Source organism: Devosia sp. LjRoot16 (genome assembly GCF_964252795.1).
Classification (GTDB): Bacteria; Pseudomonadota; Alphaproteobacteria; order Rhizobiales; family Devosiaceae; genus Devosia_A.
The window spans coordinates 399645-413437 of the sequence record NZ_CAXUPH020000003.1; the positions used below are offsets into that span (position 1 = coordinate 399645).

The window sequence follows — 13793 nt, forward strand, 5'->3', positions numbered from 1 at the left end:
GTCTATGTCAGAAATGCGTCAGCCGGCCCACTTGCTGGGCCGGCTGGAATGGAGATGGCTCAGGAAGCCTTGTTGTCGTTGACCGGCGTCGACTTGGAGCGGACGTCCGAGATACCGGCGCGCGTGACCTTGACGCGGGTACCCTGGGCAATCTCGACCTCTAGGTCTTCGCCATCGACTGCCTTGGTGACTTTGCCCACCAGGCCGCCCGAGGTGACCACGGTGTCGCCGCGGCTGATCGACGTCAGCATCGCCTGGTGCGCCTTCATGCGCTTCTGCTGCGGGCGGAAGATCAGCAGCCAGAAGATCACGACCAGCAGCAGGATCGGGGCGAACTGGATCAGCAGATCACCGGCGCCCATCGAGGGGGCAGCGCCTGCGGCTTGCGCGAAGGCGGGGGTCACGAACATTAAGAAGCTCCTTGCATAGTGGCTGTCGGCACGTCGGATGGCCGTTGTTGACCCATATAGGGCTGGTCTCCGGCGCTGGACAGTCCAACCCGGCAAAAATCGGCCGGAATATAGAGGCCGTGCACAAGGATTGCAAAGCCAATCGGGCTGCGTCAAAACGGGGGCGTACCCGGGAGTTCGCCCATATGACCACCGACTATTCCGCCGACATCGCGGCGGCCCTCGCCCGCATCGCCGATACGCTTGAAGCCATGAAGCCCGGCGCCGTCGTTCCGGCCCCTGCCCTGACCGATGCCAACGCCTACCACTGGGACGCCGCGGCCGATGCGCTCATCCCGGTGCCCAAGGTGTCGCGGGTACCGCTCGCCATGCTCAAGGGCATCGACGACGTGCGCGAGATCCTCTTGCAGAACAGCCTGCAGTTTGCGCGTGGCTATGCCGCCAACAACGCGCTGCTCTGGGGCGCCCGCGGCATGGGCAAGAGCTCGCTGGTCAAGGCCGTGCACGCCCACATCAATACCTCTGGCGATCCCCGGGTCGCTTCTCGCGATCCCGGCATCAAGCGGCTGATCCTGATCGAGATCGCCCGCGAAGACATCGAGGCCCTGCCCCGGCTGATGCGGCTCATCTCGAAAGAGGAGAGCGCCCGCTTCATCGTGTTCTGCGACGACCTGAGCTTCGACAAGGACGAGACCAGCTATAAATCGCTGAAGACCATCCTCGATGGCGGGCTCGAAGGCCGGCCGGAGAACGTGCTGTTCTACGCCACCTCCAACCGCCGCCACCTGATGCCGCGCGACATGGTGGAAAATGAGCGCTCCACGGCCATCACCCCTGGCGAAGCGGTCGACGAAAAAGTGTCGCTGTCGGATCGCTTCGGGCTCTGGCTCGGCTTCCACAACTGCGACCAGCCGACTTACCTGGCGATGATCCGCGGCTATTGCGACGAGTATGGCCTCGTGATCGACGACGAAACGCTGCGCGCCCGCGCCGTCGAGTGGTCGATGACCCGTGGCGCCCGCTCCGGCCGCGTCGCCATCCAGTTCGTCCGCGCGCTCGCCGGTGAACAGGGCAAAGCAATTTAGCTCCTGCAGTTTGGAACCGGCACCGCCGTGCCGATTCCAAACTCCGACCTCATAAGTACTGCCACGTACTTCCCTAAGCGACTCCGCGCCGCCCTCCGCGCAGATGTTGCCAGTACGGTGTTTCCGCATTGCTCACGGGAATTCCACTTATCTTACCTATACTTATCTCTATTTGACTAATCTCGTATTTCGTCGTTTCGGGCGCCAGTCTTCGGGCGCCTGAAGCGACCGGCCGAGCATCCCACCCAGGAGGGTGGCGGCCATTTTGTGGGGTACTCGTATGCTGAGGCACCGAGACTGCCAGCCGCGCGGCGTGCCGCCACTTCGTGGCCTGCGCCGTTTCGCCGGCGCCCACGAAGGCGCATCGGCGGTCGAGTTCGCCATTATCGCCCCGGTCTTCATCCTGATGATTGTCGGCGTCCTCGCCTACGGCATCTATTTCGGCGCCGCCAGTTCGGTGCAGCAGATCGCCGCCGACGCTGCCCGCACCTCGATCGCCGGCCTCAGCCCCACCGAACGCAACACGCTGGTTACAGCATTCATCGAGAACAATGCCGGCGGCTACGTCTTCATCGATCCGGACGAGGTGGATTTCACCATCGGCGACGATGCCAGCGATCCCAACCAGTACAAGGTCACCATCACCTACGACGCCTCGCAATTGCCGATCTGGGTGCTGCCGGTGCCGCTGCCGGACAAGATCATCAGCTACACTTCGACCATCCGGCTCGGCGGCATATGAAAGGCTTCCGCCGCTTCCGAGCCGAGGAACGGGGCAACATCGCGGTGATGTTCGCGTTGCTGCTGCCGGTCGCCATGCTCGCCGGGGCCTTCGCCGTGGACGAAGGCTCGCTCTATCTCGAGCGGCGGCAGGCGCAATCGGTAGCGGATCTCGCCGCTATTGCGGCGGTGACCGACCCCAGCAAGGCACTCGATACCGCCTTCAGGACCTTTCAGGCGAACGGGCTGATCGGCAGCACTCTCAGCATCGACGATCCCTCGATCCAGGTCCGCTCCTCGCACCCGGTGCAGGTGGTGACCGGTCACTACAAGGCAGTGCCGGAGCTGTCGGTGGCGGCGCGCTTCTCGCCCGGCGGCTCGCCACCCAACGCCGTGCAGGTGACTTACCGCAAGACAGGCACACTGCTGCTTGCCCGACCCTGGCAGGCGCCGCCCGAGATCTCCGTCGCGGCACTGGCGACGGCGAACCCGCAGGCGGCCTTCTCGGTGGGCTCCCGCCTCGCCTCGCTGAACGGCGGCGTCGCCAACGCCCTGCTCAAAAGCCTGCTCGGCACCTCGGCCACGCTCGATGTGATGAGCTACGACGCCTTGCTCGATGCCAAGGTCGATCTGCTCGATTTCCTCGATGCATTGAACCAGCAGCTTCACCTCTCGGCCGCCACCTATGGCGACGTGCTGAAGGCCTCGGCCAGCCGCGGCGCCATCGCCGCCGCCCTGGCGAGCGTCCTCACCGGCACCGCCAAGACCGCCGCCACCACGCTCTCCACCACCATTGCCGACACCGGCACGATCCCGCTGCTCAAGCTGCTCGATATCGGCTCGCTCTCCGCCCTGTCGGTGGGCAGTGAATCCGGCTATTTCGCCGGCCTCTCGGCGCTCGAGCTGCTCAACGCTGCTGCGGTGATCGCTGGCAACGGCAAGCAGATCGACCTCGCCGTCGGCGCCACCCTGCCCGGCCTCACCAGCATCGCCCTCAGCGTCGCCATCGGCGAGCCGCCGCAGCATGCCTGGTACCGCGTCGGCGAGAAGGGCGCCGTCGCCCGCACCGCGCAGACCCGGCTCAAGCTGACGGTCAAGATGCTCGGCGGCCCGATCTTGCTCGGCGCCGGCGTCACCCTGCCGATCTATATCGAAGTCGCCTACGCCGAAGCGCGAATCCGCTCGCTCACCTGCCCTGGCTTGGGCAGGCAAGCCGGCACCGCCGTGGTCGAGGTGCTGCCTGGCGTCGCACGGCTCGCTATCGGCAACCTCGCGGGCGCCAGCTTCACCGATTTCAGCGCTTTCCCGGTGGTCAACCAGGCCACCATCCTTTCTGCCCTGCTGCTGAAGATCAAAGCGCGCGCCGCCATCGTCATCGGAGAGACCTCGCCGATCCTGCTCAATTTCTCGAGCGAGGATGTGACGCAGGGCACCATCAAGACCGCCACCAACCACACCATCGTCGGCAGCCTGTCGAAATCGCTGCTCGACGAGCTCGATATCGATGTCGACGTGCTGGGGATCGGCCTGTCCACCGACGCCGTCATCGAGGCCGCCGTGCGCACGCTGGTGGCGCCGCTGGCGCCGGTCCTCGACAGCACCATCTTCGGTGTGCTCGAAGTCCTTGGGGTCGGCATCGGCGAGGCCGACGTGCGCGTCTACAGCGCCACCTGCAGCCGTCCCGTGTTGGTCGGCTAATCTATGCTCGTGATGGGCGGAGGTCGGGCTGACCCACGGCGATTACCCCACCCGCGCGCGGGCTGTGAAATGGGTCCCGGCTTTCGCTGGGATGACGGCCGGTGTCAGGCCACACCGCCGAGCCCAGCCACCAGGCCGGTGGAGCAGATCGCGAAGCGCTCTAGACCATTTATCCATAGCCCCGCGGCTTGCGGCGCAGCCTCGTAGCTGCAACGAATGCGCCCGCGTTTCGACGACGAGGACCGAGGGGAATAATGAGCCTGTCGCATAAGTTGAGATGGTCGCACGGCGAGGCGACCATCCTGAGTACGGCTGCCATGCTGGCCGACGCCACCTTCCTGGTTGACGGTAAGCCGTTCAAACCGTTCGCCCGCGCGCCGTGGCTCGGCACCGTCGACGATCCCGCGATCGTCGGGCATCTGCGCGTGCTGGCCGGCGATTTCGTCGGTCTGCCTTTCGGCACTGGTGGGCGCACTGCCGGCCCGAACCTGCCCGAATGGGGCAGCCTGCTCGGCCAGCCGGCCACGGGCACCATTCATGGCCCTGTCGCGCATCGCGAGTGGACTATCGTCGGCGGCGACGACGAGAGCGTCACGCTGTCGCTCGACTACGATCCGGATTCCGTGGTGCGCAAGGTCGAGCGCGTCATCACCGCCCGTAAGGACGCGCCGGCGGTGGATTTCGTCATGCGCATCTTCGCCCGCCACAAGGCGCCGATCTCGGCTGGCCTCCACCCCAATTTCCGCCTGCCGGAAAATCCCGGCCGGCTCGAACTGAAGCTCGATTTCGACTTCGGCCTCACGCACCCCGGCCAGACCGCCGAGGGCGACCCGCAGGAGTTCGAGAGCCTGAGCTCAGTGCCGAAGAACGGCGCCCGGGTGGATATGTCCCACATTCCGCTGTCGCCCCGCACCGACAAGAACGTGCAACTCTGCGGCGCCCGCGGGCCCCTCACCGGCACCTATCTCGACGAAGGCATGGGCTTCGAGCTCGACTGGGACCGCGAACTGTTGCCCACGCTGATGATCTGGCACACCGATGGCGGCATCAAGGGCGAGCCCTGGAACGGCCAGTTCCGCGCCGTCGGCCTCGAACCCCTCGCCTCCGCCTTCGACCTCCACACCGACGTCGCCACCGGCCCCAACCCGATCAACCTGCGCGGCATCAAGACCTGGGTGGATCTCGACCCGGCCAAACCGCTGGAGATCAGGCACTCGATCAGGGCGTTCGCGGTGTGACTGAAGCGCCGGCTTAAACCGACCCCCAGGCTGTCGCTCAAAACACAAAGGCCCCGGATCGCTCCGGGGCCTTGTCAAATCTACGCCTGACCTCAGCTGGCCAGCAGCGGCAGCGGGTCGACCGGGGTGGCGCCCTTGCGCAGCTCGAAGTGCAGCTGCGACTTCGACACCGAGCCGGTCTTGCCGGCGGTGCCGATATTGTCGCCGCGGTTCACCACGGTGCCCTTGGCGACATTCATGTCCTTGAGGTGGGCATACGCCGACACGTAGCCGTTCGGGTGGCGGATCAGGATCAGGTTGCCGTAACCCTCGACGCCCGAGCCGGCATAGATCACCTGGCCATTCTCGGCCGAGCGGACCGCCGCGCCTTCCGGCGCTTCGATATTGATGCCGGTGCCCTTGGAATTGGCGAAGTCGGTGATCACCCGGCCCGAGATCGGCCAGCGGAACTTGTCAGCGCCGGAGAGCACCGGTTCGGTCTTGGGCTGCTGCAGCGGCTGTGCTTCAGCCAGGGCGGCCGGCGCTGCACTGGTCGGCGCCAGCGGCTTGACGGTCGCGGCCGGAATCTTGGTCTCGGGCTCGATCGAAGCGACGGCAACGGGCTTGGGTGCAGCGAGGTTCGACGGCGGCGCGCCGAGCATCGTTTCCGGCTTGGCGCCGCCCTTGGGGCCCAGCGCCATCAGCGTCGAGGCCTTGCCGGGAATGACGATCTTCTGGCCGACATAGATCTTGTCGGGCGACGAGAAACCGTTGGCCTGGATGATCGCCTGCGCCGTGACGTTGTAGCGGCGGGCCACCGTGTAGAGGCTCTCGCCGCTTTCGATCACGTGGACATAGGCATCGGAGGGAACGGAGACGAGGGAGTTCGAAGCCGGGGCGGACGCCAGAGTGGTAGTGGCCGGAACCGGGCTCAGGGGCTGGGCAGCGGGCATCATCTGATTGCTTCCGTTGGCTGATGAAGTGAGCACAGGCAAGTCTTCGGTCGATACTGAGCCAAGCGGCTGGCTGGCCATGGGCTGAGTGCCCATGCTGTTGGAGCCGACCAGCATAGGACCGGACCCACCGCCAATGTTTTCTGGAGGAACAAGCGTCTTGGGCATGGCCTGCGCTGTGTTCATCGGCGCAGCGGCGTTGACCGAGCCGGTCGCCGTCCTGTCGAAGCCAAGGCCACCCAGCGAGCTGCACCCCGAGAGCGCAGTGGCGCCCGCGAACAGGCCCACAATCGCGGCGGTTCTAAACGTCTTACCGGTCACGCGGTTACTCATCAGTCCACTCTACGCAGGTACTCAATGGACGTGAGATTAGGGCGTTAAGGTAAAGAGTGATTTAAATGCGAAGCAATTTGCTCAAATCATCCGGCGGGGGATTCAGGAGTCGGTAGGGTTAAGAGAGCGGGCCAACCAACATCGCTCCTCGCTAACGCTCGAAGCGCGCATCGCCAGCGATGCGATACCCCTCATCCGGCGCTGCGCGCCACCTTCTCCCTCAAGGGGAGAAGGTGATGGAACCGCGATCCCTCAGTCGCTGCCTTCTCCCCTTGAGGTCGAGGACGAGGGCGCAACCCTCGCTGGCCGAAGGCCGGATGCGACACAACGTGTCGCCGATCCGAGCGTCAGCGAGGAGCGAAGGGGCTACAGCCCCAGCTTCCCATCCAGCTGCCCAGCCATCTCATAATGCGTGTGCTGCAGCATCAGCGGGGTCACCGTGATGGCATTGCCGTGCATGGCGAGGCGGAAATCGTGCTCTTCATCGAGCGGCTTGGGCGTCTCGGGGATGGCGATGAAGAACTTTCCGGCATTGTCGCTCGGGTAATAGGCCATCGGCGAGCGGGCAAAGCGCTGGAACGGCACCACCCGGATGCCGGCGACGTCCTCGGGCGCGCAGAACGGAATGTTGACGTTGAAATAGACGTCGCCGCGGCTCTGCACCTGCTGCAGCAGCTGGCTCACCACGCGCGCCGCGTAGGTGCGCGAGTTGGTCCATTCGATCTCGGTGCCGCGCTCGTAGTCGACGCCCTGGCTGATGCCGATGCCGAGCGCACCATGCAGCGCTCCCTCGCGCGCCCCGGCGACGGTACCCGAGCAGTTGAGGATATCGCCCAGGTTCTGGCCGTTATTGATGCCGGACAGCACCAGATCGGGCCTCAGATCCTTACAGATATGCGTCATGCCGGCGACGACGCAGTCGGCCGGCGAGCCGCCGACGATCGAGAACACCCGATCCTCGCGCTTATCCACCCCGAGCTCGCGCCCGAAAGTGAAGCGATGCGCCGCACCTGACTGGTTGCCATCCGGCGCCACCACCCACACGTCTTCGCTGAGCGTCAGCGCAATCTCGCGCATCACCGCGATGCCGGGAGCGTCCACGCCGTCATCGTTGGTGATGAGAATTCTCACGAGCGCGCACCGATCGACTTGAGGCCCTTCATATAGGGCTGCAGCACGTCAGGGATGGCGATCGAGCCATCCTCCTGCTGGTAGTTTTCCATCACCGCGATCAACGCCCGGCCCACGGCAACACCCGAGCCGTTCAGCGTATGAACATGACGGATTTTTCCGTCCTTGCCCTTCACACGCGCATCCATGCGGCGCGCCTGGAAATCCCCGCACACCGAGACCGACGAGATCTCGCGATAGGTGTCCTGCCCCGGCAGCCAGGCCTCGAGGTCGTAGGTCTTCTGCGCCCCAAAGCCCATGTCGCCGGTCGACAGCATCATCACCCGGTAGTGGATGCCCAGCTGCTTCAGCACATCCTCGGCATCCGACAGCATCTTCTCATGCTCATCGCCCGAGGTTTCCGGCGTGGTGATCGCCACCATCTCGACCTTGTTGAACTGATGCTGGCGCAGCATGCCGCGGGTATCCCGCCCAGCCGACCCAGCTTCCGAACGGAAGCACGGGGTCAGCGCCGTCATTCGCAGCGGCAGCTCGTCCTCAGCGAGGATCGTCTCGCGCACGAAATTGGTCAGCGGCACTTCTGCCGTCGGGATCAGCGCCAGCCGGCTCTCGCCATGCGGGGTGAAGAACAGGTCGTCGGCGAACTTTGGCAGCTGGTTGGTGCCGTAGAGCGCGTCGTCCTTCACCAGCAGCGGCGGCTGCACCTCGGTGTAACCATGCTGGTCGACATGCAGATCGAGCATGAACTGGCCAATCGAACGCTCGAGCCGCGCCAGATGGCTCTTCAAGACGACGAAGCGGCTGCCGCTGATCTTGGCGGCGACTTCGAAATCCATCTGGCCCATGGCCTCGCCGGTCTCGAAATGCTCCTTCGGCTTGTAGCTGAAGCTCGGCTTGGCCGGTCGCGCCTTGGCCGCGGTAGCCGGCGAGCCGTTGAGGCCAAAATACTCTTTGTTGTCGGCCTCGTCGGCGCCACGCGGCACCTCGTCGAGCGGCAGGTTGGGGATCACCAGCAGCGCGTTGCGCAGCCCCTCCTCCGCTTCCTTGCGGGTGGCTTCACCGGCCTGGATCGCGTCCTTCAGGCTCGCGACTTCGGCCATCAGCTCGTTGGCCTTGGCCTCGTCCTTCTGCGCCTTGGCCTGCCCGATCAGCTTCGACAGCGCGTTGCGCTTGGCCTGCGCATCCTCGACGGCGGCGATGGCGCTGCGGCGGGAATCGTCCATGGCGATCAGCTCGGAGGCCTTGAACGGCACGTTCTTGCGCTCGCTGAGCGCAGCGTCGAACGCGGCGGGATTGGCTTTGATCCAGTTGATATCGAGCATGGAGAGACCTGCGGCGGGAGAAGGGCTCTGCTTTACCGGATTGGGGTGCCAGCGCAAGTCCCTGACGGGACGCCCTGCCCGATCGTTTCGCGAGTGACCAGCACCGGCGATGCTGAGTGGGCTCCGACCCGACCCACTCACCGGTGTCATCGTAGATGGGGTGATTGCCGTGGGTCGGCTCGACCACCCGCTCAGGGTGGTCAGTTCGTCCGTAAGATGCTTTGGAGCCTACTCGGCCTTCTCGACGTCGGTACCTTCGGCCCCCTCGGCCGCGAGCGCCGCAGCCCGTCGTTTTTCGATCCAGCGAACCGAGAGGATCGAAATCTCGTAGAGCAGGTACATCGGCAGCGCGAGGCCGATCTGCGAGATTGGATCGGGCGGCGTGATGAACGCGGCGAACACCAGGATACCGACAATGGCGTAGCGGCGGCCCTTCTTCAGCGTCGCCGAGGAGACAAGGTCGATCTGCGCCAGCAGCGTCAGCACCACCGGCAGCTGGAAGCAGATGCCGAAGGCGAGGATCAACGTCATGGCGAGGCCGAGATACTCCGAGACCTTCACCAGCATGGTGATCTCGGTGGTCTCCATGGCGTGGAAGAAGCGCATGGCGAGCGGCAGCACCGCGAAATACACCATCGCCGCGCCCAGAACGAAGAACACCGGCGTCGCCACCAGGTACGGGATGAAGGCCCGACGCTCCTTCTTGTAGAGCCCCGGCGCCACGAAGCCATAAACCTCGGTGGCCAGATACGGGAAGCCCAGGAACAGCGCCCCGAAGAAGGCGAGGCTGAGCTGGGTGAAGAAGAATTCCTGCGGCGCGGTGTAGATCAGTTCCACCGGCGCCGGCGCTACCGCCTCGCGATAGGGCTGCACCAGCACATCGAAAATGGTGCCGGCAAAAAAGAAGCAGACGATCAGCAGCGCGAAGATCACCAGCACCGAGCGGATCAGTCGCTTGCGCAGTTCGATCAGGTGGTCGAGCAGCGGCGCTTCGCTTCCGGCGAGCTCATCCTGTTCAACCGCGGCGGCGTCCTTGGGGGCTTCGAGCTTGGTCTGTTCGGCCATGGTCACGGCTTCTTGGCGGCAGCAGCCGGTTTCTTGGCTGCGGGTTTCTTGGCCGCGGCGGGTTCAGCGACGGCGGCCTTGACGGTCTTGGCCGGCGCGGCGTTCGCGGCCGGCTTGACGGCGACGCTCTCGGCTTTGGCGACAGGCTTGGCTGGCTTGACGGTCGCTTTCTTCGCAGCCGAGGCCTTGGCCGGCGCGATGGCATCGACCTTAGCCTGCTTCGCAGGCGTGGCCTTGGCGGGTGCGATGGCCTCGACCGGAGCCGGCGAGTCGATCGGCTTCTTCGCTTTCGGTGCGGCCTTTTTTGCCGGAGCGATGTCGGCAGCTGCCACCTTGCTCTCGGTCGGCGCCTTGATCTTGACCGGACGGGCGGCCTTCACCGGCGCCTTGGGCGTCTCGGCTGGCTGCACGATCGGGGTCATCACCGGCGCCGCGGCCGCTGCAGGAGTGGCAATGCCGGCGGCCGCCTTGATCTCGTCGACCACGCTTTCGACCTTGGGATCGGCTGGCTTGATCGCCCCGGAGGGCTTCACCTCACCGGTTGCCGTCGTCGTGTTGAATTCCTTGCGGATCGCATCGGCAGTCGCCTTCAGCGGCTGCGTCACCGACTGGCGGAGATTGGTGATCTCGTTGAGACCAGTGGTCTTGTTCAGCTCACGCTGAAAGTCCGAGCCCATGCGACGGATCGTGCCGGCAAACTTGCCGACCCGATGCATCAGAGCGGGAAGCTCTTTGGGTCCGATGACGATCAGGGCCACGACCCCGATCACAAGCATTTCGGTCCAGCCGACGCCGAGCATAGTTTTGGCTCCTGGGAGCGGCCGTCAGACGATCAGGCGTCCTTGGCCTTTTCGGTCTCGCGGGCCGACTCGACGGTGGTCGAAGCGTCGATCTGCGCAGCAGGCTTCTGCTCTTCGTCGCGCATGCCCTTCTGGAAGGACTTGATGCCGGAGGCGACTTCGCCCATCAGCCCGGCAATCTTGCCGCGTCCGAACAGCAGGATCACCACGATGGCGACGACGATGATGCCCCAAATCCCTGGCGCGTGCATGGATGGTCTCCGAAAGAATGCTCTACGCTTACACTAGCGCAGAGAAATAGGTTCAATCCTTGGCGAACACAAGGACGTGTTCCGGGTTGAGGGTCAGGAATACGTCCGATCCGACAACAAGGTTACGATCGGCGCGGCGACGGATCTGGATCGGGCGGTCGAGGCCAGTCACGCTCACTTCGCACAGATCGATGCCGATGGCATCGCGCTTGGCCAGCACACGGCCGGGAACGCCAGGCCCTTCGGTTGCCACGTCGAGCGATCCGATCGGCCGGATCGCCACCGTCACCGCGGTGCCGTCGGCATACTTCGGCGCCGGAACGGGCCCGAGCGGGGTCTCCACCCTGCCCGCTTGCACCCGTGCCTCGATCTCGCTCAGCGGCGAAAAGAAGCGGGCGGCGTTGAGGTCGACCGGCCGGTTGTAGATCTCCGACGCCGTATCGATCTGCGCCAATTTGCCGTGGCGGAGCAGCGCAATGCGGTCGCCCAGCAGCATTGCCTCCTCCGGATCGTGCGTTACGATGATGGTCGTGGCGTGGGTTTCCCGCAGCACCGCCAGCGTTTCGTTGCGCACCGTCTCGCGCAACCGCGCATCGAGGCTCGAGAACGGTTCGTCGAGCATCAGGATGCCCGGGCGCGGCGCGATCGAGCGAGCCAGCGCCAATCGCTGCTGCTGGCCGCCGGAGAGCCGATGCGGATAGTCCGCTTCGCGGTCGTCGAGACCCACGCGCTTCAGCGCCTGCCGCGCCTGCGCCAGCGCGGCGGTCCGCCCCAGCTTGCGTAGCCCGAAGGTTACGTTCTGCAACAGCGTCAGGTGCGGAAACAGGGCGAAATCCTGGAACATCAGGCCGATGCCGCGCCGGTCCGGCTTGGCATGAACGCCAGGACCGGACACGACCTGGTCGTTGATCTTCACCGTGCCGCCATCGATGCGCTGGATGCCGGCCGCCACCCTGAGGATGGTCGATTTGCCCGAACCGCTCTCCCCGAGGAGGCACACGATCTCGCCCGGCACCAGCGCCAGTGAGAAGTTCCTGAGCACTGGCCGCCCACCCAGCGTCACGTCGACAGCGTCGAACCGCAGCGCGGCCGCAAAGGCGACGCCGGCGGTGCCGCGCGGGCCCCAGTCCTCGACTGCTTCGATATCGGTCATTGGATCGGGTCGCTCTCGCCCTGGTCGTCCGGCTCCAGCGGATCCTCGTCATCGCGCAGCGGCCCATCAAAGGGCAACGGCACCTGGAAGGCCGGCGGCAGCCGGCTCGACAGCAGCCCCGAGCCCTTCAGCTCTTCGAGCCCCGGCAGGTCGGCAAGGCTCTCAAGGCCGAAATGGTCGAGGAAGGCTTCGGTCGTGCCATAGGTCACCGGTCGCCCCGGCGTGCGCCGGCGGCCACGCATGCGCACCCAGCCAGTTTGCATCAGCACGTCGAACGTACCGCCGCCGCTGGCAACGCCGCGCACCTCCTCCACCTCGGCTCGGGTGGCCGGCTGGTGGTAGGCGATGATGGCGAGGGTTTCGAGTGCGGCGCGCGACAGCTGCCGGCTCTCGGTCTCCTCGCGGCGCAACAGGAACGACAGGTCGTCGGCCGTACGGAAGGCCCACTTGCCGCCGCGATGCACCAGTTGCACGCCATGGCCCGCATAGCGCAGCGCCAGCCGTTCGAGCAGCTCGGGAACGTCGGCGCCCTCCCCCAGATAGGGCGCGATGTCGGCCGGTGACAGCGGCTCGGCCGAGGCAAACAGGATCGCTTCGAGCACCCTGAGGTTCCGCTCGGCGATCTCGCCATGCTCGTCGAACTGGTCGTCCGGAACTTCATCCGTCATTCGGTCTTCTTTCCGTCGCCGGGTGTCTTTGGGTCCTGGCGCCGTCGCATGAACAGCGGGCCGAAGGTCAAAGTCTGGCGCAGTTCTATTTGCCCCTGCCGGGCGAGTTCAAGGCTCGAGGCGAAGCTCGACGCCGTCGCGGTCTTCCGCTGCTCGGGGTTGCTCAGATACTGGTCGAGATACGCATCGAGCGGCACCCAGTCCATGCTGTCGCCAATCAGCCGCGTCAATATCTCGCGCGCCTCCTGCAGTGACCAAACGCTGCGCTCGAACAGGTGATAGTCCTGCGGCACGTTGCGTTCGCGGCCGGTGGCATAGGCCTTGAGCAGATCGTAGAGCGAGGCTTCCCAGAGGTTGCGTCGCTCCACCAGCACCGGTTCGGGCTGGCCCCGCGCATGCACCTGCCGCCCGAGCCGCGGCCGGTTGATCAGCTGCATCGCGGCCTTGCGCATGGCTTCGAGCCGCTTCAGCCGGAACTGCAGCAGGGCCGCCATCATCTCGCCGGAGGGCTCGTCGTCGCTGGGTGCCTGTGGCACCATCAGCCGGCTCTTGAGATAGGCCAGCCACGCCGCCATCACCAGGTAATCGGCGGCGATCTCGATGCGCTTCTCGCGCACCGTCTCGATGAAGCCGAGATACTGCTCGGCCAGCGCCAGCACGGAGATGCGGGAGAGGTCGACCTTCTGGCGGCGCGCCAGGTCGAGCAGCAGGTCGAGCGGGCCTTCATAGCCGGCAACGTCGACATACATCACTTCGTCGTCGCGCGGCGCATCCGGCGCCGCGAACCAGTCAGTGGAAGTGTCGCTCATACAGTCGCCTGCCCGCCAAAGCGCTATCAGGAAAATGCCTGCCCTCGCCAAGGCGGGATTGCAGACTTTTCCGCTTCGATAGCGCGACAAATCAAGGCTGGAGCATGTTGTCGTTCAACGAAACGGTAACACGCTCCAGCTCGCGCGAGCTTGGTCCCTAACCGAGACCGAGGTCAAG

General features: G+C 65.3%; 14 protein-coding genes. 4 read left to right on the forward strand and 10 right to left on the reverse strand.

Annotated elements, in window-relative coordinates; genetic code table 11:
- Positions 1–59 precede the first annotated feature (59 nt).
- Entirely contained in the window at positions 60–410 is a 351-nt protein-coding gene (yajC, locus tag ACSQ23_RS16385; RefSeq protein ID WP_055880006.1) for a preprotein translocase subunit YajC, read from the reverse strand.
- Positions 411–595: 185 nt separating this feature from the next.
- On the opposite strand from yajC, the gene ACSQ23_RS16390 reads away from it, so the two are divergent.
- From ACSQ23_RS16390 to ACSQ23_RS16405, 4 genes are all read left to right on the forward strand, one after another.
- Entirely contained in the window at positions 596–1495 is a 900-nt protein-coding gene (locus ACSQ23_RS16390) for an ATP-binding protein (RefSeq protein ID WP_436091222.1), read from the forward strand.
- 280 nt (positions 1496–1775) lie between these two features.
- The gene (locus ACSQ23_RS16395) at positions 1776–2237 is read left to right on the forward strand and encodes a TadE/TadG family type IV pilus assembly protein (RefSeq protein WP_436091223.1); all 462 of its coding nucleotides are present in this window, start codon (positions 1776–1778) and stop codon (positions 2235–2237) included.
- Entirely contained in the window at positions 2234–3913 is a 1680-nt protein-coding gene (locus ACSQ23_RS16400) for a pilus assembly protein TadG-related protein (RefSeq protein WP_436091224.1), read from the forward strand. Before ACSQ23_RS16395 ends, ACSQ23_RS16400 begins: the two co-directional genes overlap by 4 nt.
- Positions 3914–4167: 254 nt before the next feature.
- Positions 4168–5151 carry a hypothetical protein gene (locus ACSQ23_RS16405; RefSeq protein ID WP_436091225.1) on the forward strand — a complete coding sequence of 328 codons (984 nt, stop codon included), beginning with the start codon at positions 4168–4170 and terminating at the stop codon, positions 5149–5151.
- Between the two features lie 92 nt (positions 5152–5243).
- On the opposite strand, the gene ACSQ23_RS16410 is transcribed toward ACSQ23_RS16405, so the two are convergent.
- From ACSQ23_RS16410 to ACSQ23_RS16450, 9 genes are all read right to left on the reverse strand, one after another.
- Entirely contained in the window at positions 5244–6416 is a 1173-nt protein-coding gene (locus ACSQ23_RS16410) for a peptidoglycan DD-metalloendopeptidase family protein (RefSeq protein ID WP_436091226.1), read from the reverse strand.
- Positions 6417–6782: 366 nt separating this feature from the next.
- On the reverse strand, positions 6783–7547 hold the full coding sequence (surE, locus tag ACSQ23_RS16415; protein WP_055880021.1) for a 5'/3'-nucleotidase SurE: 765 nt from the start codon (positions 7545–7547) through the stop codon (positions 6783–6785).
- Positions 7544–8869 (reverse strand): serine--tRNA ligase, encoded by a 1326-nt coding sequence (gene serS / locus ACSQ23_RS16420; protein ID WP_055880024.1) that lies wholly within the window; start codon positions 8867–8869, stop codon positions 7544–7546. The genes surE and serS overlap by 4 nt, the downstream gene beginning before the upstream one ends.
- Positions 8870–9097: 228 nt before the next feature.
- Complete coding sequence (tatC, locus tag ACSQ23_RS16425) at positions 9098–9934, reverse strand: twin-arginine translocase subunit TatC (RefSeq protein WP_055880027.1); 837 nt, start codon at positions 9932–9934, stop codon at positions 9098–9100.
- A gap of 2 nt (positions 9935–9936) precedes the next feature.
- Positions 9937–10734 carry a Sec-independent protein translocase protein TatB gene (tatB, locus tag ACSQ23_RS16430; RefSeq protein WP_436091227.1) on the reverse strand — a complete coding sequence of 266 codons (798 nt, stop codon included), beginning with the start codon at positions 10732–10734 and terminating at the stop codon, positions 9937–9939.
- A gap of 32 nt (positions 10735–10766) precedes the next feature.
- Positions 10767–10985 carry a twin-arginine translocase TatA/TatE family subunit gene (tatA, locus tag ACSQ23_RS16435; protein ID WP_436091228.1) on the reverse strand — a complete coding sequence of 73 codons (219 nt, stop codon included), beginning with the start codon at positions 10983–10985 and terminating at the stop codon, positions 10767–10769.
- 52 nt (positions 10986–11037) lie between these two features.
- The gene (locus tag ACSQ23_RS16440) at positions 11038–12138 is read right to left on the reverse strand and encodes an ABC transporter ATP-binding protein (protein WP_055880032.1); all 1101 of its coding nucleotides are present in this window, start codon (positions 12136–12138) and stop codon (positions 11038–11040) included.
- On the reverse strand, positions 12135–12806 hold the full coding sequence (scpB, locus tag ACSQ23_RS16445) for an SMC-Scp complex subunit ScpB (RefSeq protein ID WP_055880033.1): 672 nt from the start codon (positions 12804–12806) through the stop codon (positions 12135–12137). The genes ACSQ23_RS16440 and scpB overlap by 4 nt, the downstream gene beginning before the upstream one ends.
- The gene (locus ACSQ23_RS16450) at positions 12803–13615 is read right to left on the reverse strand and encodes a segregation and condensation protein A (protein ID WP_055880036.1); all 813 of its coding nucleotides are present in this window, start codon (positions 13613–13615) and stop codon (positions 12803–12805) included. Before ACSQ23_RS16450 ends, scpB begins: the two co-directional genes overlap by 4 nt.
- Between the last annotated feature and the right edge of the window lie 178 nt (positions 13616–13793).